Annotated in this window: 18 protein-coding genes; 14 read left to right on the top strand and 4 right to left on the bottom strand. The window is 40.5% G+C overall.

Annotated elements, in window-relative coordinates; all coding sequences use genetic code 11:
• Positions 1 to 23 precede the first annotated feature (23 nt).
• From NSS65_RS17155 to NSS65_RS17115, 9 genes are all read left to right on the top strand, one after another.
• On the top strand, positions 24 to 479 hold the full coding sequence (locus NSS65_RS17155) for a GNAT family N-acetyltransferase (RefSeq protein WP_024423655.1): 456 nt from the start codon (positions 24 to 26) through the stop codon (positions 477 to 479).
• Positions 480 to 548: 69 nt separating this feature from the next.
• Positions 549 to 1550, top strand: coding sequence for a sugar-binding protein (locus NSS65_RS17150; RefSeq protein ID WP_034281148.1), 1002 nt, complete (start codon positions 549 to 551; stop codon positions 1548 to 1550).
• Positions 1547 to 2989, top strand: coding sequence for a sensor histidine kinase (locus NSS65_RS17145; protein ID WP_268412554.1), 1443 nt, complete (start codon positions 1547 to 1549; stop codon positions 2987 to 2989). Before NSS65_RS17150 ends, NSS65_RS17145 begins: the two co-directional genes overlap by 4 nt.
• Positions 2983 to 4401 (top strand): response regulator, encoded by a 1419-nt coding sequence (locus NSS65_RS17140; RefSeq protein ID WP_326135252.1) that lies wholly within the window; start codon positions 2983 to 2985, stop codon positions 4399 to 4401. Before NSS65_RS17145 ends, NSS65_RS17140 begins: the two co-directional genes overlap by 7 nt.
• Before the next feature lie 103 nt (positions 4402 to 4504).
• Complete coding sequence (locus tag NSS65_RS17135) at positions 4505 to 5770, top strand: ABC transporter substrate-binding protein (RefSeq protein WP_326135253.1); 1266 nt, start codon at positions 4505 to 4507, stop codon at positions 5768 to 5770.
• Between the two features lie 56 nt (positions 5771 to 5826).
• Positions 5827 to 6798: a sugar ABC transporter permease gene (locus tag NSS65_RS17130; protein WP_034281144.1), complete on the top strand. Its 972-nt coding sequence runs from the start codon at positions 5827 to 5829 to the stop codon at positions 6796 to 6798.
• Positions 6795 to 7616 (top strand): carbohydrate ABC transporter permease, encoded by an 822-nt coding sequence (locus NSS65_RS17125; RefSeq protein ID WP_065214843.1) that lies wholly within the window; start codon positions 6795 to 6797, stop codon positions 7614 to 7616. Before NSS65_RS17130 ends, NSS65_RS17125 begins: the two co-directional genes overlap by 4 nt.
• Before the next feature lie 147 nt (positions 7617 to 7763).
• Positions 7764 to 8714 carry a mannose-6-phosphate isomerase, class I gene (gene manA / locus NSS65_RS17120; RefSeq protein WP_024426280.1) on the top strand — a complete coding sequence of 317 codons (951 nt, stop codon included), beginning with the start codon at positions 7764 to 7766 and terminating at the stop codon, positions 8712 to 8714.
• Positions 8715 to 8838: 124 nt separating this feature from the next.
• Positions 8839 to 11469 (top strand): N-acetylglucosaminidase, encoded by a 2631-nt coding sequence (locus tag NSS65_RS17115; RefSeq protein WP_326135254.1) that lies wholly within the window; start codon positions 8839 to 8841, stop codon positions 11467 to 11469.
• 17 nt (positions 11470 to 11486) lie between these two features.
• Here the strand turns inward: NSS65_RS17115 and NSS65_RS17110 are convergent, their stop codons facing one another.
• Both NSS65_RS17110 and NSS65_RS17105 read right to left on the bottom strand, forming a co-directional pair.
• Entirely contained in the window at positions 11487 to 12677 is a 1191-nt protein-coding gene (locus NSS65_RS17110) for a CDP-glycerol glycerophosphotransferase family protein (protein ID WP_080701167.1), read from the bottom strand.
• A gap of 11 nt (positions 12678 to 12688) precedes the next feature.
• The gene (locus NSS65_RS17105) at positions 12689 to 13459 is read right to left on the bottom strand and encodes a WecB/TagA/CpsF family glycosyltransferase (RefSeq protein ID WP_024426277.1); all 771 of its coding nucleotides are present in this window, start codon (positions 13457 to 13459) and stop codon (positions 12689 to 12691) included.
• 365 nt (positions 13460 to 13824) lie between these two features.
• Between NSS65_RS17105 and tagD the strand changes: the two genes are divergently transcribed.
• The 3 genes from tagD (at position 13825) to NSS65_RS17090 (ending at position 18111) form a co-directional block, all read left to right on the top strand.
• Positions 13825 to 14214, top strand: coding sequence for a glycerol-3-phosphate cytidylyltransferase (gene tagD / locus NSS65_RS17100; RefSeq protein WP_034281137.1), 390 nt, complete (start codon positions 13825 to 13827; stop codon positions 14212 to 14214).
• A 95-nt stretch (positions 14215 to 14309) separates the two neighbouring features.
• Positions 14310 to 15776, top strand: a complete 1467-nt coding sequence (locus NSS65_RS17095; protein WP_034281135.1) for an alpha-glucosyltransferase N-terminal domain-containing protein — start codon at positions 14310 to 14312, stop codon at positions 15774 to 15776.
• A gap of 58 nt (positions 15777 to 15834) precedes the next feature.
• On the top strand, positions 15835 to 18111 hold the full coding sequence (locus tag NSS65_RS17090; RefSeq protein ID WP_065214839.1) for a CDP-glycerol glycerophosphotransferase family protein: 2277 nt from the start codon (positions 15835 to 15837) through the stop codon (positions 18109 to 18111).
• Between the two features lie 109 nt (positions 18112 to 18220).
• Here the strand turns inward: NSS65_RS17090 and NSS65_RS17085 are convergent, their stop codons facing one another.
• The gene (locus NSS65_RS17085; protein ID WP_034281132.1) at positions 18221 to 20758 is read right to left on the bottom strand and encodes a glycosyltransferase; all 2538 of its coding nucleotides are present in this window, start codon (positions 20756 to 20758) and stop codon (positions 18221 to 18223) included.
• Between the two features lie 292 nt (positions 20759 to 21050).
• Here NSS65_RS17085 and NSS65_RS17080 point away from each other — a divergent pair, with 292 nt between their 5' ends.
• Positions 21051 to 21878 (top strand): ABC transporter permease, encoded by an 828-nt coding sequence (locus tag NSS65_RS17080; protein ID WP_034281130.1) that lies wholly within the window; start codon positions 21051 to 21053, stop codon positions 21876 to 21878.
• Between the two features lie 19 nt (positions 21879 to 21897).
• Positions 21898 to 23499: a teichoic acids export ABC transporter ATP-binding subunit TagH gene (gene tagH, locus NSS65_RS17075; RefSeq protein WP_034281128.1), complete on the top strand. Its 1602-nt coding sequence runs from the start codon at positions 21898 to 21900 to the stop codon at positions 23497 to 23499.
• A 27-nt stretch (positions 23500 to 23526) separates the two neighbouring features.
• On the opposite strand, the gene galU is transcribed toward tagH, so the two are convergent.
• The gene (gene galU, locus NSS65_RS17070; RefSeq protein WP_008343198.1) at positions 23527 to 24408 is read right to left on the bottom strand and encodes a UTP--glucose-1-phosphate uridylyltransferase GalU; all 882 of its coding nucleotides are present in this window, start codon (positions 24406 to 24408) and stop codon (positions 23527 to 23529) included.
• Between the last annotated feature and the right edge of the window lie 188 nt (positions 24409 to 24596).

Genomic DNA, 24596 nt, shown 5'->3' with positions numbered 1-24596 from the left:
TGTTCGTGAAGGAGTGATTGAAAATGTATATTCTACAAGATGAACTTACAGATGGACGAATTGACCAGCTGATCACCGCACATATAGAAGAGATGAAGGAGCATTCGCCGCCAGAAAGCATTCATGCCCTTCCATTAACTGATTTAAAAAAACAGGATGTCACCGTGTGGAGTGTGCGGGATGGAGAGGAGCTTCTTGGCTGCGGAGCGTTAAAGGAACTGTCAAGTGAACATGGGGAAATCAAATCGATGAGAACCGCAGCCCTCCATATGCGAAAAGGTGTAGCGAGGTATATGCTGAATCATCTTCTCCAAGAGGCAAAACGGCGCGGGTATACACGTGTCAGCTTAGAGACAGGGGCAATGGCTTTCTTTGAACCAGCAAGAAAACTATATGAGAGCGCTGGATTTCAGTATTGTCCGCCTTTTGGTACATATCAAGAAGATCCAAACAGTTTATTTATGACAAAGGAATTATAGAGGTCGAGAGAGTATGCTTATAAGCAGCTCTTTTTTTTATGCGGAAATAGTGGGAAGGAGGAGGACACGGTGAAATTATCTAAGTGGATCGGAATGAGCGCATTTCTCACATTTTGTGTGGTATCTGTCATCTTCTTAACGTTATTAGGTCAAGATTTATTTAAAATTGAAAGCGCTTCCGATGAAACGGCGTCAACGTATCAATACCATTTTGTTCTTGTACCGGAGGAACTTGATAACGAATATTGGCAGCTTGTACAAAAGGGAGCTGCGGATGCGGCAGACGTTCATCACGTATATCTAGAATATTTGGGCCCAAAACAGGCGGATGTAGACGATCATCTGAAAACCATTGATATGGCGATCGCTGGGCATGTTGATGGCATTATGACGCAGGGACTTGATGCTAAGAAATACAAACCGCTTTTTCAGAAGGCGAGGGAAAAAGGCATTGATGTCGTCACCGTCGATACGGATGCAGAGGGGAGCAAGCGTCAAGTGTATGTAGGGACGGACAATTATTATTCAGGTTTTATCGCAGGACAGGCACTCATCGCAGATACAAAAGGTGAACAGTATGTAGGAATTGTCACAGGCAGGCTGGATGCCATTCATCAAAAGCTGCGCGTCAAGGGCTTTCGAGATGCCGTCTCTGCTGAAAAACGCATTCATATTGCTGGAATAGAAGAATCAGCCATTACGAAGTCAGGTGCCTCAGGTGCCGCTTATAAACTATTAAACGATCATGCAAAGCTCACCTCATTTTATGGCACAAGTGCATTAGATGGTGCAGGCATCATCCAAGCAATTGCACAGTATCGATCATCCACTGATTTTTATGTGCTTGCATTTGACACATTGCCTGATACGATTCAGGCGCTTGATGATGGGACAATTGATGCCGTCGTCGTGCAGCATCCTTATGAAATGGGCTATCAAGCGGTTGAATCGCTTGTTCGTTTGCAGAAAGGTGAAAAAGAAGAACCGCTCCAGTACACGGGAACGAGTGTGATCCGGCGCGGGGATCTGCCTCTTCAGCAAACAGACAGAAAGCAGGGGATGCAGCCATGAGAAAGATTCGAAGTAAGCTGTTATTAGCATTTTTAATCCTTGTGCTTCTTGGCAACGTAGCCGCTTTTTTTGTCTACTGGAGCAGTTCAAAAATCACATCAGAATATAGCCGGAGCTTCCGTTCTTTTCTCTTGCTCAATGATATATCAACAGAGGCGAAAACGATGTATGAAAAGGTCAATGCCTATGCCATTGAAAAGGATCGGAAGTTTGCCAAAGAATATCTTACGTCAAAACAGAAAATGAAATCATACGATCAAGCGCTGCGAAAGGATGCCGGTCTTCATGCGGCAATTCCTTCTATTGAAAAATATCAATATATGATGCGGACGCTCATCAATGAAAGTGATGCGACCATGACACATGTGAAAGCAGGGAAAATCGAAGAATATGCTGCAAGTGTGAAGGAAGTGAGAACCGTCTCCTCCTATATACAAGAGCAGACGATGACCCTGCTTGATGATGAATTATCTGAGTATCAGATACTCTATCAATCTCTTCAAAAAAGGCATCAAACCTATGCGCTCTTTACCTTATGCCTGTTTACGTTATCAATCGGGGTCGCCTTATGGATGGCGTATATGATTGCTGGCGGGATCTCAAGACCCATCGTTCATCTGTCCCGAAGTGTAAAAGAAGTATCAGAAGGAAATTTTGATGGAGCGAATTTGCATGTTACCACAAAGGATGAAATCTCTGTTTTAAATGAAGCCTTTCAGCGAATGCGGCAAGAGATGAAAATGATGATTGAAGAGATCAAACAAAAGGCAGCATTAGATCAAAAAATCAAAGACATGAAGCTAAAAACGCTGCAAAACCAAATGAACCCGCATTTTTTATTTAACACATTAAACATCGTTTCACGGATGGCTTACTTAGAATCAGCAGAAGCCACATCGAGGTTGATTCAATCCGTTTCCACGCTGATGCGGTATTCGCTGTCTGCTCTAAGTACATCCGTTACATTGGAACAAGAAGTGAAAGTGGTGAAAGAATATTTTCATATACAAGAAACGAGATTTGCCGATCGTATTACGTGCAAAACCTCCATCGATGAATCATGTTTATCTGTGCATATCCCAAGTCTTACCTTACAGCCGCTTGTCGAAAATGCCTTCATTCATGGCGTTGAACCAAAGGAGGAAGAGGGACTTGTTGAGCTCTCGATCTATCAAGAAGGCGGCTATGTGATGATTCAGATTCAGGACAATGGAATGGGCATCAATGAACAGGAGAAAAGAAGATTGCTGTCAGAAAAAGAAGAGGAAGATCCGAACATACTGAGTAAAGGCCACTCGACAGGAATCGGTCTTCGAAATGTAATGTCAAGACTGCGCTTGTTTTACGGGGTGCAAGATGCCCTTCAAATTGATTCAAAGCCAAACGAAGGCACCACCATACAATTGGCTATTCCGATAAAGGAGGGACCGGCATGCTGAACGTGCTGATTGTCGATGATGAAAAAATAGAACGGCTAGCGATGCGGAAGTTCTTAACCGAATGGCTTCCAGAGTGTCATATAGCAGGAGAAGCGGAAAATGGAAAGAAGGCGGTTGAATTCGTGCGGTCTGAGCCCATTCATCTTGTGCTCATGGATATTCAGATGCCTGGCATGGATGGACTGACAGCGATCAAACAGATCAAAGCAAGCAGTCCTCATACAAAATTCATTATGCTGACAGCCTACGATACATTCGATTACGCCAAGCAAGCGATGCAGGAAGGGGTGAAACAATACCTCGTCAAACCAGCTGACAAGGATGAAACCATCGCAGCCATTCGATTTGTAGCAGCAGAGATTCAGCAGGAGGCGTCTCTACGGCAGGAGGCAGCGGCCGATCAGCAGTCAAAGTGGCTTGAAGCGCATGTCATGAACGGTCAATCTTATACCGAAATGGAGTTTCAACAACTATTTTCCGAATATGAAGCAGGTCTTATCATTGCTGTGCAACGGACAGAAGGAGATCAGCTGTTGATCGATTTACAGAAATCTGCACGATTTCATACGGTGCCGATTCAGATGGGGGGAGAACTGTTTACATGTCTCATTTATAGTCAGCAGGGACCAGGTCAGCTAAAGGCAGAGGTGCTGCAAGCCATTCGAGCTGCCATGACAAACGGTCAGCCTTCACCTGTCGTTGGCATAGGGCATCCAGTCTCAAACCCGCTTCATCTTCAGAAAAGTGCAGCAGAGGCGAAGCTTTCCTATTATCAGCGAAAAAAGAGTGGCGGCGTTGTTCGTTATGGCTTTTACCAAACAGAAGTGAAGCCCCGCCCATTGATTCATCTGCCGGAGCTTGCAGACAGCATGATGCAGGCGCTCGAGGAAGGGAGAAGAGAGGATGCGCTGGCTTTATTTGATGCCTTTGAATTAGAGGGGGCGGCGATTTCGCAGGTAAAAGAACTGCTGATTCTCTTCAAATCACGCCTCCGTACAGACCTATCGATATTGACAATCAGCACCGCTGCTGAATGCCGCCAGTGCTGTGAACACCTATTTGACGTGTATGAAGCGAGAACACAGACCATCAATGACATCGAGCGGGCAAAACGTTACATCAAAACGCATTATTGTGAACAAATCACACTTGAGCAAACGGCCGCTTATGTTGATTTAAGTCCAACCTATTTCACAAAACGATTTAAAGACGAGACGGGTCTGACATTTAAAGAGTATGTGACAGCCTGCCGGCTGGATAAAATCAAAAAGCTCCTCAAAGACAGTACGCTTAGCTTAAAAGAAATTACCTTTCAGGCAGGATATACAGATCCTAATTACGTCAGCCGTGTGTTTAAGAAGATGGTCGGCTGTTCACCGAAGGAATATCGAAAACAGGCCGTAAAAAAATGAAGAATTTCATAAAAAAGTGAAGAAGTTTGCCTGAAAATAAGCAAGGATCTGCCATTATACTTATTTTGATAACGCTTACAAAATAGGGATAGGGGGATCAATTATGAAGTTCAAATTAGGCTTTACACTGCTGGCACTCTGTATGCTTATCGTCACTGCCTGCAGCTCATCGACGAACTCAGAGGCAAAAAAAGAAGGCGGAGCGGAGAAGCTCGAAATTTTCTCTTGGTGGACAGGAGCGGGTGAGGAAGACGGGCTGAAGGCACTCATTCAATTGTTTGAAGAGGAGAATAAAGACATTCCAATTGAAAATGCAGCCGTCGCAGGTGGTGCTGGTACAAATGCAAAGGCTGTCCTGACTAGCCGGATGCAGGGAAATGATCCGCCTGCTACGTTTCAAGTGCATGGCGGGGCGGAGCTGAATGAGAGCTGGGTCGCGGCAGGCAAAATGGAGCCTCTGGATGATTTATATGAAAAAGAAGGCTGGAAAGACAAATTTCCAAAATCACTGATTGATCTTGTCAGCAAAGATGGGAAAATCTATTCCGTACCGGTGAACATTCACAGGGGCAATGTGCTTTGGTATAACAAGAAGGTATTTGATGATGCAGGCTTAGAGCCGCCAACGACATTTGATGAATTTTTCAAAACAGCAGATGCGTTAAAGAAAAAAGGGATCACACCACTTGCACTTGGAGATAAGGAGCCTTGGGCAGCGACTCATTTGTTTGAAAGTGTTTTGCTGGGTGTATTAGGGGCAGATGGTTATCAAAAACTTTGGGCTGGCGAGATGAAAATGGATGACGCAAAAGTGAAGGAAGCGGCAGACATCTTTGGACGTATGATCGAATACGTCAATGACGATCACAGTTCACGTAACTGGCAGGATGCCTCACAGCTCGTGGCAAAAGGAGAAGCGGCAATGAATGTCATGGGCGACTGGGCGAAGGGGTACTTTGTGAATGATCTTGATTTGAAGGTGAATCAAGACTTTGGATACGTGGCGACTCCTGGAACGGAAGGAAGCTTTATGGTGATCACCGATACATTTGGACTGCCAAAGGGTGTGAAACAGCCAGAAAACGTGAAGAAATTCTTATCCGTTTTAGGATCTGTGGAAGGACAGGATGCGTTTAATCCGCTAAAAGGATCGATTCCAGCACGTGTGGATGCAGATGTATCAAAATATGATGAATACGGAAAATCGGCGATGAAGGCATTTAAAGAGTCAAAACTAGCGCCGTCTCTTGCCCATGGCTCAGCTGCTGAAGAAGGGTTTGTGACAAAAGCGAATCAAGCCGTCAATATCTTCGTGACACAAAAAGACAGCAGTCAGTTTGTTTCATCTTTAAAAGATGCAATGAAATAAAGACGAAGGAGGCGGCGGCTAGGCACCGCCTCTTTTTTAAAAAGGAGTGTAGTTTCATGCGCATAGACACATCGCCGATGACAAAAACACCTGTGCCCAAAGTTAAACGTATGCGGAAAAAATGGAATGGAGACCAGCTGCTGGCGCTGCTTTTTTTAGCCCCGTCAGCGGTTTTATTATTCATCTTTGTTTACGGTTTTATCGGCTGGACAGGATATGTGTCATTATCAAACTGGACCACGCTTGTTCCTGATTTCTCTTTCGCAGGTCTTCGCAATTATGTCATGCTGTTTCAAGATTTCCGCTTTCAATCAGATCTTCGAAACACGGTCTTTTTCACTTTATTTTTTATTGGGGCTGTCATTATCTCTGGTCTTGCACTTGCGATTTTACTAGATCAGAAGATCAAGGGGGAATCTCTTTTTCGGAATTTATTCTTCTTTCCGATGGCCCTTTCCTTCGTTGTCACAGGAGTCGTATGGCAATGGATTTTAAACCCGTCAACTGGGGTAAATTTATTTTTGAAAACGCTTGGTATCCAGCCTAAGTGGTATACGGATACGAATATATTGGCCGGATTTGTCTGGGGGAAAATTGAGTTTGGTGTACCTGCGGCCATGATTGCTGTTGTGATTGCAGCTGTTTGGCAAATGACAGGCTTCTCTCTGGCGATGTATTTGGCGGGTCTGCGAGGAATTCCAGAGGAAGTAAGAGAGGCTGCTAGAATGGATGGTGCAACGGAGTGGCAGATTTACTGGAAAATCATTTTCCCTCTTTTAAAACCGATTACTGCAAGTGTTGTCATCATCATGGCTCACATTTCTTTAAAGATCTTCGATTTGATTTACTCGATGACAGGGCCGGGTGCGAACTTTGTCACGGATGTTCCGGGCGTGTATATGTTTGAAATGACCTTTAGAGGAAACCATTATGCAGGCGGTGCTGCCATTGCGGTTGTCATGCTGATCTCTGTTGCGGTCTTTATCGTGCCATATCTCCTGTCGAGCCGGAAGGGGGCTTCATCATGACAGCCAGATGGTTTGTCCGTCCAGTTCTTTATGCTTTATTGATTTTGTGCAGTCTCTTTTTTCTGATGCCTGTTTATGTCATGCTCGTCACAAGCTTGAAGCCATTAGGTGAAGTCACCCTTGAGCGAATGTGGTCGCTGCCATCTACTTTTGATTTTTCAAGCTATCAAATCGCGTTTGAAAAGCTGGCGCCCAATTTAATGAATTCTCTTTATCTTGTCATTCCTGCTACTTTATTATCAGCTGTATTAGGTGCAATGAATGGCTATGTATTATCAAAATGGCGTTTCAAAGGATCAGAAGTCGTCTTTACGCTGATGCTGTTTGGGATGTTTATTCCATATCAAAGTATTCTGATCCCGCTCATTCAATTTTTGCGTGAAGTCGGATTGTATAATTCAATTCCAGGGCTTGTGCTTGTCCATGTCGTATACGGGCTTCCGATCACAACACTCATGTTCCGAAATTTCTATGTGAGCATCCCAGATGAAATGATTGAATCGGCGAAAATGGATGGCGCAGGGTTTATCGGGATTTTCAGACATATGATTCTGCCGCTTTCGATCACAGGATTTGTTGTGGTGGCCATTTGGCAGTTCACAAATGTGTGGAATGAATTCTTATTTGCAGTCACGATGACCACTGCGGAGCATCAGCCGGTGATGGTTGCCTTGCAAAATCTATCAGGCAGTCAAATTGTGCAATGGAACGTCCAAATGGCAGGGGCGATATTGGCTGCGCTGCCGACCCTGCTCGTCTATATTCTTCTTGGAAAATACTTTGTCAAAGGGCTTCTCGCAGGCTCTGTCAAAGGGTAAAATATTTTTTGTGTTATCGTTTTCATTCGGTGTACTGAAAGGATTGACTTCTCTTTAGATAGCGTCATAATAAAAGTTGAGACTTACTAGTTTTCATCAAGCTAGGTAAGGATTATCAAAGGGTAGCAAAGGGAGGAGTCATCCTGAATGAAGCAGTCACCAATTTTTTTACTGCCTGAATTGAAGGAGAGAATATGGGGAGGTACAGCCTTAAGGGATCAATTTGGCTATGATATTCCTTCTGATCAAACGGGAGAATGCTGGGCAATTTCTGCTCATCCAAACGGGCCAAGTGTCGTGCAAGACGGTCCATATAAAGGGAAAACGCTGATCGAACTCTGGGACAATCATAGAGAATTGTTCGGGGGGATAGAAGGCGACCGCTTCCCGCTGTTAACCAAAATTTTAGATGCAAACCAAGACTTGTCCGTGCAAGTACATCCAGATGATGATTATGCGGAAAGACATGAAAATGGCGAGCTTGGAAAAACAGAGTGCTGGTATATCATTGACTGCAAAGAAGGAGCAGAAATGATCTATGGGCACAATGCAAGAACAAGAACTGAGCTTGTCACCATGATGAATAGTGGAGATTGGGAAGGTCTTTTGCGGCGGGTGAAGATTAAGCCTGGTGATTTTTATTATGTGCCAAGCGGTACCATTCATGCGCTTTGCGAAGGAACGCTTGTCCTTGAAACGCAGCAAAGCTCAGATACAACTTATCGCGTATATGATTATGAACGAAAAGATCAGGATGGCAATGAACGTGAACTTCATTTTGCGCAAGCGATTGATGTCACAACGGTTCCTCATGTAGACGGGTATGCAGATGAATCAGTTGAAACACGCCGGGGAGTGACCATTCGTACATTTGTCGAAGCAGAATATTTCTCTGTGTATAAATGGGAAATTGATCAAAAAGTAGAGCTTTCGCAGGATTATCCGTTTTTGCTATGCAGTGTGATTCATGGAGAAGGGTCTTTAGAGCATGACGGACACACATATCCACTGCCAAAGGGCGCTCATTTTATTCTGCCGGCTGAAACAGGAAGCTTCTCAATTGAAGGATCTTGTGAACTGATTGTGTCGCATATATAAGGAAAAGAGGACTTCGAGGGGGTCCTCTATTTTTCTATTGCATAAATGACTTGAAAGAGTACTTGTTTTTGTCGATAAAGAGATTAGTAGACTATTATGCAAAGTTAAGAGAGGGACAGGGAACGTGAAAAAAACCATCAAGATTATGTTACTCGCAGCTGCCTTTGGTATGACATTACACACGGGTAAAGAAGCGCAAGCAGCCTCCTATGTCGATCAATCCATTTATACGATGAACACCTCAAAGGTATTTACAACAGAAGCAGAAGTGAAAAAAGCAGTGGAAACACTGAAGAAAGACAAAAAGTGGACAGCCACTTATCAAACCTCAGGAAATAAGTCGACCTATCAGCTCACTGCTTCAGGATATGATTCGCAAGCAGCAGCGAATGCAAGTGCAGCTGCATTAAAAAAAGAAGTGGGCATGAGCGGTACGGTGTCTCCAGTAGGTGACCGCCTTCCTTTACAAAAGGTCGTATCTGATCCAGTTAATGATGAAAGTCAGGCGAAAAAGCTTTCACTCGAACTAACGAAAACATCAGGGCTCAATAGCTCCTATGAAGTCATCAATCAAAGCAAACCTTCTTATCAGGTCATATCAGGAGCCATTGATTCTGAAACGAAAGTGAAAAATATTCAAACCGAGCTGCAAAAGCAGGCAGGCGTCACCAGTACATACCAAACCGAAACGAAAGCTGGCACTGTGTATCAGCTGATTTCAAGCGGTATTGTTGGACAAAGTAAGGCGAATACCATTCTGCAAGGCTTTCAAAAGGCATCCGGCTTAACAGCAGTGCTTCAAACGGTGACAGCAGGTAAGCCGTATTACATCGTCACATCCGCTGCACAAGCGAACCAGTCGAAAGCACAGACGCTTCTTACTCAACTGCAAAAGGAAGCAAAGATCAGCGGGAAGATTCAAAAGACAGGTGCTTTAAAAAATGTCTACAGCTTGGAATCAGGCTATTTTAAAGACAACAAACAAGCAGCTTCAGCTGCAGCTCAGATTAAGAAACAAACCGGTGCTGCAGGTACTGTGCAGCGCGTGGGAAAAACAAAAAATTATATCGTGAAGCTCAATCAACTGAACGATACAGCTTACACAAAAACAGTGGCCTTTTTCAAGAAAAAGAAATGGCGCTACACGTCCAAAAAGATTTCTTCTACACAGCCATATCAAGTCGTGACGGGAAACCTTTTAGGAGATGACCAAGTCAAAAAAGCAGCGGCTTTCTTCCAAAAGAAAAAAGTATCTGCGACAACGAAAAAAACTGGCAAGGTATCAGACAGCACGTATCGACTCGTCGTCAATCAAGCAGTGGACCAAGCGAAAGTGAATAAAGGGGCCGCCTACTTAAAAACGCAGAAGCTGACAAGCAGCATAACCACAAGTAAGGGACAGGCTGTCAGCAAAACGTATAGTCTCAAAACAACGCCTGTATTTGAACAAAGTAAAGTGAAACAGGCTCAAGAGATCATCAAGAAAAATGGCGTTGCCAGCAGTACAAAAACGCTGACAGAAGCGGTCAAGCAATACCGTATCACGACAGAGCCGACAGTGAATCAGACAAAACTGAATCAAGCACTCAGCTATTTGACGAAACAAAAAATGAAGGCCGCTGCTCAAAAAACAGGCGCAGCCGATTATGCTCAATATCAGATCAAAACAGGTGCCATCTCAACCGCTGCACTGCGTGACCAAGGCTTGGCATTTTTCAAAAAACGGAATGAAACCGCTGCGTATACAACCACAACGAAACCAACTTACAAAATCAACATTACGCAGCAATTTACAGGATTACCAACTGTAAATGAAGCCATTGCTTTTGTGAAAAGCCAATATGGCTGGACCGCCACAGCCGTAAAAATTAAAAATGGCCCAATGGTTATGCAAACGAACTACAACCTTACTGTCAATGAGATGGTCAACAAACAAATGAAGGTGTCGCCACAGACAGATGGTGCGGCCTATGTCTATGCAGCATATGTAGACGAAGCAACATCGACAGTGAATACGGATGGCTTAAATGTCCGTTCTACACCTGATTCGAGCTCTGCAAGCAACATTGTGGCACAGCTCAATAAAGGAGCAAAAGTAAAACAGCTTGGGAAAGAAGGGAACTGGATCAGGATCAACCTCGGCTGGAGAAATGCAAGTGCAGCAGAGGTGCAAAAATATGTAGATCCAGCTAATATTGCAGAAGGCACGCAATCTTATTTTCAATTTCTGAAACTCTCTGAAGCTGCGAATCTCAATCCAGCAGAGGTCAATTCAAAGATTTTAGCAGGAAGAGGGATTCTTGCGGGTAAAGGACAGGCCTTTATTACAGCAGCAAAAACGTATCATATCAACGAAATTTATCTTATTTCTCATGCGTTGCTTGAAACGGGTAACGGAAGTTCCATTTTAGCGAATGGTACAATGTATAATGGAAAGAAAGTTTATAACATGTATGGCATTGGCGCATATGACAGCAATCCGAATTATCTTGGTGCAAAGTATGCGTATGAACAGCAATGGTTCACGCCAGAGGCTGCCATTATTGGCGGAGCAAAATTCATTGGCAACAGCTATATCAATAATGCCACATACAAGCAAGATACAATTTATAAAATGCGCTGGTCGGCTGCAGCGACTCATCAATATGCAACAGATATTGGCTGGGCTTCTAAGCAAGTCACTCGCATGTATAGTTTGTATAACCTGCTTGATGACTATACGCTGTATTACGATATCCCGGTGTATAACAAATAAAAAAACGTCCGTGCTTTCTAATGAGAAGCCGGACGTTTTTTGTGTAGGAGCAGCTGCTGTTCAATGAATGAGAGGAGCTGCTGACTTGATTGTCCCTTTGAATATTGGTTCCATTCCTCAGCAAAGGTTTTGATTCGTTCTTTATTGTTTAATGCGTTTAGGTGCAAAAGCTCCTGCAAGAGCATGTCTTGAGTGACGCAAGCCTTACCAGGAATGATGTCTTCATACCGGTCGACTAAGCCGCGTTTCTCCCGATAAGTGTCTAAGTCATAAGTGAAGAACAAGACAGGCTTTTCGAGCAGTGCATACTCAAACACAATGGACGAATAATCTGTCACCAGGACATCACAAGCACAAAGCAATGGATAGAGCGGCTGATCGGACACATCAAATATCCATTCACCGTCTGTTTCTGCTTTCGCTAAATGTTTGACCGCAGGATGAAGCTTGATGAGCAGAATGTAATCGCCATTCAGCTCAGTTTGCAGCTGCTCTTTTGAAAAAGGCAGCACAAGACCGTCCATTGCAAAGTCTCGATAGGTCGGTGCATAGAGCAGGATCTTTTTCCCTTTTGGAACATCATTCAGCTTCAAGGAAGGCTGGTGCTGTTCATAGTACACATCCGTCAGTGGTACACCAGTTGGTAAAAAGCGTTCATCTTTGACCCCAAACGAGGTCTTGAAAATCTCACGCATGTGATCTGAGCCTGTCACGATGTAATCGAAAGACGCATAAACGCGTTTGAAGCGTTTGATATCACGTGGACTCCGGTCAGAATTTGAAGCATCTTCAAGTCCGAACTTTTTCAAAGCCCCATTGGCATGCCAAACTTGAATACAAGTTGTAGAAGGCCGTTTTCTTAGCACACTCGTCATGAGAAAGTAATTATCCGTCACGACAACCTTGCTTTTAAACATCGTATATATACATTGAATGAGATGGAGAGGATTTTTTTCATGAAAATAGCGAAATGACAGATGAGGCCCGTCCTTTTCTATCGCAGAAGCATGCTTCGTATAGAGGATAGTGAGCTTCATTGTCATGTTCGCCTGTTGTTGATAAGTATGAATGAGAGCAGCCGCATTCTCTTGGAATGAAACAAGCAGCGTCACCTGGTTTTCACGAGGTTTCACGCCGCTCATCAGCCATCCAATGAAAGAAATAAAAGCTGCGTAACATGAAATCATCATTGAGCGTATATTCATCATTTATCAGTCTCTCACAGCTGCTTCGTCTGATCCTTTACCTGCTCAGGATAGTAACGTTTTTTTCCTTTGCTTTCTTTCAATACGGCAAAAGCGTACTTAGGAATATTGAGCATTCGTTTCCATCTCCATGGATTCACAATCAATCTGTACAGCCATTCTGTATTTGTTTTAATCATCCAGCGTGGTGCACGCTTCACCGTTCCGCTAAATACATCAAAGCTTCCGCCTAAACCGATGCAAACAGCCTGCGGGAATAAATGGCGGTATTCGTAAATAAAGTTCTCTTGGTTTGGATAACCTAATGCAACGAACACCATATCAGGTTTCGAGCGCGCGATTTGCTTCGCTACGAAACGTTTATCGGCTTGATAGCCGTCACAGCTTCCGGCGAGGACCACATTTGGATATTCCGTATCAATTCGCTGTTTCACAGCCTCAAGCACTTCTTTTTTCGCACCATATAAAAAGATTCTTTTAGACTGCTTGTTTGCTAGGTCAAGCATAGACATGAAGACATCAAAGCCGGCAATTCTTGACTTAAGCGGACTTTGGGTCATGCGGGACATCAATACGACGCCTACGCCATCCGGCAGTACATAATCCGCAGATGAGACGACTTGATGGTACGCATGATCCTTCATGACGGCATAGCCTATCTCTGGATTGACAGTCGCAATCATGGCGCCTCTTCTCTGAGAAATATGATGCTGGTTCATATAGCTGATAAATTCATCTAAGTCGCCGTTTACATAAGAAAGGTTAGAGACCACTTCTGTTTGCATTGTTTAGACCTCCTTTTTAACTTGTTATCTATGAACGTTCATTGTAAATTCATTCTTCGCCTACTCATCATTTTATCACAGATGCTCCACGAAATATTAACAATAACTTTACAAACCTTTAAATTTCATGACATTTTCATCATTTCATCTCGACGATCCTTTGTGAAACATTGATTCTTCGGACTTTTCCTCCTGCGCCCAATAAATTGGAAATAGTTTGTCTTTACATTTTCTTAACCTTTCATAGGCGTTGTGATATAATGAAATTCCGAAGAGCGAAAAATGATCGATGATAATAAGATTACGGATAACATTACTGCTTGAAGCAGACGAATAAGGATGAAAGAAAGGAGTTTATGTTTGCAATGAAGAAAGTTATTACTTACGGTACATTTGATTTATTACACTGGGGGCACATTAAGCTGCTAGAACGTGCAAAGCAGCTCGGAGATTACTTAGTGGTGGCCATCTCTACAGACGAGTTTAACTTACAAAAATCTAAAAAAGCTTATCACAGTTACGAACATAGAAAGCTGATTCTTGAAACCATTCGTTATGTTGACGAAGTCATTCCAGAAAACAGCTGGGATCAAAAAGTCCATGATGTGCAAGAGCATGATATCGATGTGTTTGTTATGGGAGATGACTGGGAAGGCAAATTCGATTTTTTAAAAGAACATTGCGAAGTCGTATACTTGAAAAGAACAGAAGGTATCTCGACAACACAAATTAAAGAAGAAATTGCTGGACTTTAATAGATCAAAAAAGTACTTCTTATCTTTTGGTAAGAAGTACTTTTTCATGTAAAATACAATGAGTAAGCAATCAATATTATGAAGGAGAGCTTCCTTTGTTTCAAAATTGGATGAAGAAAAAAGTTGAAGACACATTGGATCAATCTGAACAACATGAAACAATGGCATCAATGGACGTGCCTGATATGGACTATTACTTTATTATGGGTGATGTGCCAAAACAGGATGAGAGCTTAACAAAATCTTTAAAGACAAAAATTAAGCCTTTGGCTGATCAACATAAACGTACTGCAATTTTAACTTTAAATTATGATGCAAATGTGAAGGAACGTATTCACCGCATGGAAGAGATCTTTTCTTCTGAGATTGACATCTTGAATGTGTATGAACACTATATTCTACCGGAAAGTGGTAGTAAGAGACGTTACTCGGAATTTATTGTCGGTGAATCATCGCATTCGATCAATGAAGCAGTGATTCCGGCAGATGAATCCACGATTCAGGTGACGAGATATGAACGATCTTCTTCTCCCATTTGTTATATTGAACAATATAATGAAGAGCAGCAATTGGTGAAAAGGGAAGAATATAATTGGCAGGGCGTTTTATGCAGAGTACAAAGCTTTGTTCCCCATACAGGTGCACTATACTTAGAGGAATTGATCAATGACGATGGCAGTATTTATATGGAGTTCATCTACCATGGAGATGTAAAAAAGAATCCAGTTCGGCATATTAATTGGTATAAAAAAACAGGAATTCAAACATTTACAAAGAAGACGGATATTAAACAATTATGGCTATCCAGCATTCAATCACAAAATGACCGTTTGAAACTGATGATCACAGAGGACCGTGATCAAGACCGCCACCTGTTTAAAATTGAGCAGCCTGAAACAACTTATTACGCTGCATTTGTGCATCACGCACATTATGAAGAAGATCTGCATCAAGTCAATTCTCAATATGGAGAATTATTTAAACAAATAAGAAAACAGCAAGTGGACGCTGTCTTTTTTGGGGATACTAAACATAAAGAAGATGTCGAAAAACTATTGGGAGAACAAGCCTATTTTTATCTTGTTCCTTCTGACGAAGAGACTGTTTGGAATACGGCGATTCATCATATGCTCGAAAATCGTGAGCATAAAGATGAACTGAGAGGGATCGTTGACAGCATGAAATGGGTCTTGCGTGATCTAAGCTCTGAGCATCATGTTCTTCACCTTCAACTCGAGTTAAAAGATGAAATGAGTCATGCGGATCATGTGCAAATTGATTTCGCAGGATATGATCGAGTGAATGGAGCTGAAATCATCTCTCAAACAATCGATGAGAACCATCAAGTCAGCTTCCCAATCGGCCATTTTCAAACAAAGAAAAACATTGAAATCAACCAAACGAAATTTGTGGATTTTTACATTCGTTTTAAAACAGAAGAACTTCAAGAGGTTTTGCAGCGTCTAGAAATAGAAGGTGAGCTGCTTACGAATAAACCATCTTCGATCGATGGATGGTCATATCAAACGAAACAAGGAAACTATTCATGGAAAGTAAAATAGTGTGAAATAGTGATATAACACAACGGTAAGATTTCTGAACAGAGGAGATTAACGATTAATGATTGAAGAGGGAATTCATAAGAAGAGTGTCGTTGAAGGGTTAAAAAATCACCATGAGAAACTAGAAATGCTGATTCGCATCAACGATGACATGCCATTAACAGATAGAGAATTTTATTTGTTTATGAGGGAGAGAGTTTCGAAACAGGAACTTTTCCTTCCGCTTGTTCATCAAGAAGAGAATCTATTCAAATTGGTATTGAATGAAGCATCGCTGCCGCTTGCGTTAGAGCAAGGCCAGACATATAACTTGTATGTCACGGATTATTTGAGCACAAACAAAGAAGAGGATGAGGACGAGCTTGAGGACTCAGCTTATGATTCTGATTCCGAAGAAGAGGAAGAAGAAGTAAAAGAAGCGGATATCAATACAGATATTGAATCTGAAGAGAAAACGTCAAACTATAAACGCCGCTTAAAAATGGAAATAGAAAAGCCTGAGCTGACTTTTTTAGAAAATAAAGACGCCATGCTGTGTATCATTCCATACCGTACAGACAAAGGGAATGCTTCTTTGAAAATCAAGCGTGAGCTAAAGGTTGTGAAATTCAATCATATCGAGCTCAACAAAGGGTGTATGTTATCTTTATCCGGGTATGCAGGTGTACTAAGTGCAGAACATCCGTATGAGATCAAAGAAGCAAAGCTTCTATTGAAGAAAAATGGTGAAGAACCAATTGAACATCGTTTTCCGGTCAATATCACCCATATAAAAGACGAAGTGATCGAATACCGTGATGATCAACATGTACCACAGCTTTATCAATTTTTAGCAGAAGTCCCTTTAGAGGAATTGACCTATTCATTAAACAAACGCTTTGTATATCGCTTCTATCTTGAATTTATCTGTGATGTAAACGGAGCAGAGGAAACATTAACAACCACTTCTTTAGTGCTTGGAGACCGCTCGAACAAACTCAAAGGACTTGTTCAAATTCATAAACGAAACGATGTACCGATTCGATATGAAGTGTACCGAAAGAAAAAAAGACAAACGCTTGGCATCCGTATTAATGATTACACAATGAAAACACGTGCCAAGTATTACGTCAAAAGCAAGTGGAAGAAATTCAAAAAGAAGATCAGTAAAATCAAAAAAGTCCGTAACCGCCTTGTGACAAGAACGTTTAAAACGACCTTTAAACTGGCGAGTAAGCTGTCTGTGAAAAAGAAAACGGTTGTTTTTGAAAGCTTTAATGGAAAACAATTTAGTTGTAACCCGCGTGGGATTTATGAGTATATGAAAGAACATCACCCTGAATATACGCTGATCTGGAGCGTTAAAAAGGGTCATGAAGCACCGTTTAAGGAAAAAGGCATCTACTATATCAATCGTCTGTCATTGAAATGGATCTTTGCGATGGCAAGAGCTGAGTATTGGGTCGTAAACAGCCGTTTGCCGCTATGGGTTCCAAAGCCAGATCACACAACATACTTGCAGACTTGGCATGGTACGCCGTTAAAACGGCTGGCAATGGACATGGACGAGGTGCATATGCCTGGAACAAACACGAAGAAATACAAAAAGAATTTCACAAAAGAAGCATCGAATTGGGATTATCTCATTTCTCCAAATGCCTACTCGACTGAAATCTTTACACGTGCGTTCCAATTCCAAAAGACCATGATTGAGTCAGGATATCCGAGAAATGACTTTCTTCACAATCAAAACAATGAAGAAACGATGAGAGCACTGAAACAAAAAATGAACCTGCCGCTCGATAAAAAATTGATCTTATATGCACCGACATGGAGAGACGATCAATTTTATAAAAAAGGGCAGTACAAATTTGATTTAGACCTTGACCTGCATGAGATGAGAGCTGCTATCGGAGATGAGTATATTATCATTCTGCGTATGCACTATCTAGTTGCTGAAAACTTTGATTTAGGGCCTTATGAAGGCTTTGCCTATGACTTCTCTCATTACGAAGACATTAGAGACCTTTATATGATTTCAGATCTGCTCATCACAGATTACTCATCTGTGTTCTTTGATTATGCAAACCTCAAACGTCCGATGCTGTTCTATGTGCCAGACATTGAAACATATCGTGACAAGCTCAGAGGCTTCTACTTCGACTTTGAACAAGAAGCACCTGGACCACTTGTGAAAGAGACAGCAAGTGTCATTGACTGGGTGAGAGAAACAGAACAGCCAGACTTTACACTACCAGAATCATTTGCACCGTTTTATGAGAAATTCTGTTACTTAGAGAGCGGGGCGTCATCGAAGCGGGTGGTTGAAGTAGTTTTTAATTCGCAACGCTTTTGATTGTTTTCTTATAGATGGAAAAACACCTTTGGAAGGTATCAAGTTCAATACTTGACCATTATCCAAAGGTGTTTTTTAATACATATAATTTTATTCTATATATAAGTGGTTAATTAGTTTTTGTACAGACATTTTTGTAGAAGAGGTCTAGCGCCTCGCTATTATACTTTTCGTAATCAAAGGATTTTTGTTCCATACTATTCTGGATAAAATCAGACATACCATTAAATAGCGCAGTTTCATTATTATCAACTAATAATCCATATCCACCCTCTAAGACGGAATGTACTCCAGTTACATCGGTAGCTATAATTGGTTTCTTTAAAATCATTGCTTCCATGAGAACCAAGCCTTGCCCTTCATAATCTGAAGATAATACAAAACAATCACATTCATCTAGTAAAGAAAATGGATTTTCGAGTTGTCCAACAAAAAACACGCAATGTTCTAGATGTAACTTTTTTGTGTGATCCTTTAATTCTCTTTTTAAAGGCCCTTCACCCACAATATACAATACAGCTTTTGGGTATTGCTTGTGTAATTGTGAGAAAGCAGAAATTAATTTCTTTTGCCCTTTTTCAGGAGATAATCTTCCTACAGTAATAAAGTTGATGTACTCCTTATTTGGAAGTGGAATCGCAGATAGATTAAGACCGATGGATTCGTTTTTATCATTTTGATAAGTAATTAAATATCTCTCATTATTAAATTCTATAATCTCTTTATTTTCTTTCATTTGAAGGACTTTGTTAGGCGAGATTACATTATTAACAAAAACCATTTTCTCTAAAGCATTAGGAATATAAGGGCTTAAGTTCAAGTGATTTTCTATGTTAGTCGATTCGGCAACTGAAACAATTCTATCGAAGAACTTGTACAGTGAGAAAATTACTTTTAGGTTACCACGATGTTTATATTTGTGGTTCACTTTCTTGTTATACTCTTTCATCATGTCGGCATGCAGGAAAATACTTTTGACTTTAAAATCTCCGAATGCGAAAAGAAGAGTCCAAAATTTGTTATACCCTCCAAAATCTATTCCTACATCAAACTTCGTATTACCAATAATTCTCTTTAATTCTCTCTTGTATGAGTTTACTGGAGTGTATTTTAACATTTTGTTATTGTATAAACCACGGCGGAAAATTAGATTCTGTTTATATGTTTCTTTTAATGTTCTATTAACAAAACCTGGTCTATAAATAATATGAACATTAGGATGAAGCTTTTGTATGTTCATCCATTTATCTTTATGATAATTTGAGTTATCAATGACGACAACTTCATATTTGTTGTAATCAATCTGATCAAATAAATTAGTCGCTGAAACGGTTATACCATTATTGTAGAAGCCCCCACAATAAAAAAGTAATTTTTGTTTATTGCTTTCAACCTTGATTAATTCATCTTGATTTTTCCCTTTAAATATTATGTCAATGAGTCGATTAGTAGCATTTCCGTCATCATAAGAGCAGTATTCATCTAAAAACTCTTTGTATTGACTTTCAAACTGTTTATTGAAGTTATTTAAACTGTTTAGTTGGCCTAAGCTGTCAATTAAATCAACTATATTTTCACAGATAGGTCCTGGAAGTTTTGTTATATCTAAATAAAAACCTCTTTCTGATTCATATTCACGTAAGTCAGGCATATAGAAAAAGACAGGTCTTTTTAAAGGTAGGAAATCGAAAAAGATACTTGAATAATCTGTAATCAAAATGTCTATAGCTGATAAAAGTTCATTTGTATCAATCCAGTTTGGAACACAAAGATGTTCAAGACCACTCTGTTTAAAAAATTTATAAGAAAAGTAATGAGATTTTAAAAGTACTAAGTAATCATCACCAAGCGCCTGCTGAATTTTCACCACTTCACTATGCAATGTATAGCAAGTATCCTCTTCGGCCCCTATTGTTCCTCTCCATGTTGGAGCATAAAGTACAATTTTTTTATTAAAAGGTAAGTCTAATCTTTCTTTAACACTTTCACTGTTAGTGTTTAATGTTAAATCTACTCTAGGATAACCGATATTTGCAATTTCCCCGGCAAATATCCCAAATACATCATTTGATTTTAGTAATTTTTCATACGTAAAAGTATTCGGGCTAATAAGGTAATCACAATGAAGCAAATTTCTTTGGATATTTTTATGACCAGACATTGATCTTTTATTAATATCCTTCCCTAAAGTTTTTAAAGGAGTTCCATGCCATGTATTGATATAAACTTGCTCTTCTCTTTTAATAAAGTAAAAAGGAAATGACGTATCATTAACTAAATATTTTGAAGTTGCTAAATATTTTAGATATTCGTTGCTATCAACTTTAACAAAGGAAATATTAGAAGTTTTCTGCTTTAATTCTGCAATCATTGGATCATTGAAATCATTAATGACCCAAACATGATGTAAATCTTTAAAAGTACTATCTTTCATCAAGCCTAGAAAAATTGCGTAACAATTTCCAGAAATACTTTTGCCATGATAAGCTTCATATAGAATATAATTACTTCTAACCGGATTTTTCTCTAAATAGGAGGTGTATTTACTTCTAATACGAAGTCGTGAATCTCTGGAAAACTCAATTAGTGGATTTAAAATAAATTTAATCTTTCTTGTAACGATTTTTTTGAATTGCTTGATTCTCATTAATGTTAAGCCCCTTCATGTAATATATATAATAGGAAAATGATATTTATTTTGGAAATGCAATTATCCTGATAATTATATTCTAATGACAATTATAAAGCAATGATATAATAAGGTAATTAGTAACCTAGAATAGCTGAATATACCAGTGTTTATTTTGATCAAAATTCCCTACTATTTAATATACTTATTCGATTTGAAAAGTGAAATATTTCTCAACATCTGTTACAATTATGAGCGGTGATTTTTTTAAAGAGGCAATCCCAAAAACTTATATCTAAGGAAGATTAGAATGAACGCATTGTTTACAATATTAAGAGAGCAAATCAGCTCACTTCCGCTGATTATGCGACTTGCTGTTTATGAAACAAAATCAAAATATCAGATGAATTATTTGGGTGTTTTGTGGCAGTTTTTAAATCCATTAATGCAGATGCTCGCTTACTGGTTTGTTTTTGGTATGGGCATTCGCGGAGGGCAGCCAATTGCCATTGGAGACATGGAGGTTCCATTTATCATCTGGATGCTTGCCGGTTTAATCCCTTGGTTCTTCATTAGTCCGACCATTCTTGATGGATCAAACAGTGTGTTTAAACGCATTAATATGGTATCGAAGATGAATTTTCCGATTAGTGCGCTGCCGTCTGTGGTGATTATGTCCAACTTGTTCAGCTACTTTGTTATGATGGGTGTCTATCTGATTGTGCTGATTTCCTATGGCATCTACCCTGACGCGCATTGGCTGCAATATATATACTATCTTATTTGTATGATCGCGTTTATGTTTTCGTTTAGTTTGTTTAATTCCACGATTAGTGTACTCGTGAGAGACTATCAATTTCTTTTACAATCTGTGACACGATTACTTTTCTTTTTGCTGCCGATTTTTTGGAATATCTCAGAGAAGCTCACTGGAGACAAAGCGTGGATTGGGGACATATTAAGACTGAATCCTCTTTTCTACATTATTGATGGTTTCAGAAATAGCTTATTAAAGGGAGAATGGTTCTTCCATGATGTCAAATACACACTTTATTTTTGGCTGATCACGCTTCTTCTTTTAACAGTCGGTTCATTGCTTCATATGAAATTTAGGGATAAATTTGTCGATTTTCTTTAAAAAGTAAGGAGATTATACGATGAAACTAAAGGTTTCGTTTCGAAACGTATCCAAGCAATACGTCCTATATAAAAAACAGTCGGATAAGATTAAAGGGCTGTTTTTACCTAATAAAAATGAAAAAGGTTTCTTTGCTGTTCGTGATGTGTCCTTTGATGTCTATGAAGGCGAGACAATTGGTTTTGTAGGGATTAACGGATCTGGGAAATCGACAATGTCGAACCTTCTAGCGAAAATCATTCCACCAACAAGTGGTGAAATTGATATGGACGGCCAGCCATCGTTAATTGCCATTGCGGCAGGGCTGAACAACCAATTAAGCGGGAAAGACAACATTCGTTTAAAGTGCTTAATGATGGGGCTGACGAATAAAGAGATAGACGAGCTTTATGAAAAAATCGTAGAGTTTGCGGATATTGGTGACTTTATTGACCAGCCGGTTAAGAGCTATTCAAGCGGAATGAAATCACGCCTTGGCTTTGCCATTTCAGCGCATATCGATCCAGATATCCTGATTATTGATGAAGCACTGTCTGTTGGAGACCAAACCTTCTATCAAAAATGTGTTGACCGCATAACAGAGTTCAAGGAACAAGGAAAGACGATCTTTTTTGTCAGTCACTCCATTAGCCAAATTCAAAAAATCTGTGATCGGGTAGCTTGGATGCATTATGGTGAACTTCGCATGTTTGATGATACGAAAAAGGTCGTGAAGGAATATAAGGAGTTTGTTGATTGGTTTAACAAGCTTTCCAAGAAAGAGAAACAAAAATACCAAATGGAACATAAAGAAGGTAGAAAAGGCGTACAAAAGACAGAGAAGGTGTCTCGTTATCAAGAGAACGGAAACCGCCGCTCATTGTTAGGACCCGCATTTCAAGTGACAGTTTTAGCGGTCTTAACGCTATTACTAGCCTTATCGATGTTTTCAGATCGCCCGCTTCGTACATTGGCGACATTTGGTGCAATCCCATCAGATAAGACAGAAGCGCCTCAGTCGAAGAACCCGCAGACCAAAGGATCGCCTGATATGAAAAAGGTGGATCAACAGGCGATTGTCACGGCTGATCCACTCAAGGTTTACAAAGACCAAGCCATGAAAAAAAAGGCCGATGTCACTTTGCCATTTGGACAAGAAGTACAGGCTGTGGCTGAAAATAAACAAACCGTTCAAATTAAAACAGCGTCAGAAACGTATTTTGTCAAACCCGATGCGCTTCAAAATGCAGAGGATTTAAAGTCATTATCCATTGGACCAGGACAGTTTAATTCCTATGTATCGCCTGCATCGGCAGGTTCGTATGAGTATTTACTTTCTTTCCTTGGAAAAGAAGAATCTGTGCTGAAACAGAGAATGCAGACGCTGAGTTCAGTGAAAAATGACCAAGGAGATACGATTGAGCGATTGACCACAGAGAAAACCGACTATGTCATTCAAAATGGTCAGGCAAACACGATTGTGTTTCGCGGCATTATGTCAATCTCTCCTTCCACACTTGGGCTGACAGAACAAAATGTCTGGATGAATGAGAAACGAACAAAATTCGCAGTGAAGGGCGAAAACAACCTGTTTGTCATTGATAATGAACAGCATACACTGACTATTTCAGTCATTAAATAAAAAAGCTGCCGAGGCCGGCAGCTTTTTTTAATTCACTTCTTCTTTTTCGAGAAGCTGTTTCATAAATGGAATGAGTTTCTTTTTCAATTCTTCATCTTGAAGAGCAAACTCAAGCGTCGTTTCAATGAAGCCTTGCTTCTCGCCGACATCGTATCGTTTTCCTTCGAAATCATAGGCGAAGACGCGCTGGATGTCATTCAGCTTTTGAATGGCATCTGTCAGTTGAATTTCTCCGCCTGCACCAATCTCTTGCTGATCGAGGTACATAAAGATCTCTGGCGTGAAAATGTAGCGCCCTAAGATGGCTAGGTTCGATGGTGCTGTTCCTTGCGGCGGCTTTTCAACAAAGTTTTTGACTTGGTAGCGGCGTCCTTCTTGTGTAAGAGGATCAATGATCCCGTAGCGATGCGTATCGCTGTCTGCTACTTGCTGAACACCGATGACAGATGAAAGGGTTTTTTCGTATTCATCCATCAGCTGGCGAAGCCCAGGCGTTTCGGCTTGCACAATGTCATCACCTAATAAAACAGCAAAAGGCTCATCGCCAATAAAGTTACGTGCGCACCAAACGGCGTGTCCAAGTCCTTTCGGCTCTTTTTGACGTATGTAATGAATGTCAGCAATGTTAGAGGATTTTCTCACTTTTTCTAAAAGCTCGCTCTTTCCCTTTTCCTCAAGATTGCGCTCTAGCTCTGGTGCAAAATCAAAATGATCCTCAATGGCTCTTTTCCCTTTTCCAGTGACGATAATAATGTCTTCAATTCCTGATTCAACAGCTTCTTCAATAATATATTGAATGGTTGGTTTATCAACGATTGGGAGCATTTCTTTAGGCATCGCTTTTGTTGCAGGGAGGAAACGTGTCCCAAGACCTGCAGCTGGTATTATGGCTTTACGTACTTTTTTCAATGAACTTTGCACCTTCCTTACATATAGAAAAAATGATTTGGCTTCATTTTTCATCTTTCATAAAGTGTAACTTACAAATGATAGAAATGACAAATGATTTACGATAAATGCATGATTTGATTCATTATCTATTGTAAAGAGTTTGTGTAAATTTTTATGTTGAAAAGAGTAAAGGCGATGTAAAAATT

It is taken from the genome of Bacillus sp. FSL K6-1006 (genome assembly GCF_038593175.1).
GTDB classification, from domain to species: Bacteria; Bacillota; Bacilli; order Bacillales; family Bacillaceae; genus Bacillus; species Bacillus safensis.
The sequence above is the reverse complement of the archived record's forward strand: the minus strand, read 5'-3'. Positions and strand labels throughout refer to the sequence as shown.

What these genes read in the sequence shown, in the direction of transcription:
- NSS65_RS17155 (WP_024423655.1), top strand. Translation starts at nt 24, where the DNA reads ATGTATATTCTACAAGATGAACTTACAGATGGACGAATTGACCAGCTG.
- NSS65_RS17145 (WP_268412554.1), top strand. Translation starts at nt 1,547, where the DNA reads ATGAGAAAGATTCGAAGTAAGCTGTTATTAGCATTTTTAATCCTTGTG.
- NSS65_RS17140 (WP_326135252.1), top strand. Translation starts at nt 2,983, where the DNA reads ATGCTGAACGTGCTGATTGTCGATGATGAAAAAATAGAACGGCTAGCG.
- NSS65_RS17135 (WP_326135253.1), top strand. Translation starts at nt 4,505, where the DNA reads ATGAAGTTCAAATTAGGCTTTACACTGCTGGCACTCTGTATGCTTATC.
- NSS65_RS17130 (WP_034281144.1), top strand. Translation starts at nt 5,827, where the DNA reads ATGCGCATAGACACATCGCCGATGACAAAAACACCTGTGCCCAAAGTT.
- NSS65_RS17125 (WP_065214843.1), top strand. Translation starts at nt 6,795, where the DNA reads ATGACAGCCAGATGGTTTGTCCGTCCAGTTCTTTATGCTTTATTGATT.
- manA (WP_024426280.1), top strand. Translation starts at nt 7,764, where the DNA reads ATGAAGCAGTCACCAATTTTTTTACTGCCTGAATTGAAGGAGAGAATA.
- NSS65_RS17110 (WP_080701167.1), bottom strand. Translation starts at nt 12,677, where the DNA reads ATGATGAATATACGCTCAATGATGATTTCATGTTACGCAGCTTTTATT.
- NSS65_RS17105 (WP_024426277.1), bottom strand. Translation starts at nt 13,459, where the DNA reads ATGCAAACAGAAGTGGTCTCTAACCTTTCTTATGTAAACGGCGACTTA.
- tagD (WP_034281137.1), top strand. Translation starts at nt 13,825, where the DNA reads ATGAAGAAAGTTATTACTTACGGTACATTTGATTTATTACACTGGGGG.
- NSS65_RS17090 (WP_065214839.1), top strand. Translation starts at nt 15,835, where the DNA reads ATGATTGAAGAGGGAATTCATAAGAAGAGTGTCGTTGAAGGGTTAAAA.
- NSS65_RS17085 (WP_034281132.1), bottom strand. Translation starts at nt 20,758, where the DNA reads ATGAGAATCAAGCAATTCAAAAAAATCGTTACAAGAAAGATTAAATTT.
- NSS65_RS17080 (WP_034281130.1), top strand. Translation starts at nt 21,051, where the DNA reads ATGAACGCATTGTTTACAATATTAAGAGAGCAAATCAGCTCACTTCCG.
- tagH (WP_034281128.1), top strand. Translation starts at nt 21,898, where the DNA reads ATGAAACTAAAGGTTTCGTTTCGAAACGTATCCAAGCAATACGTCCTA.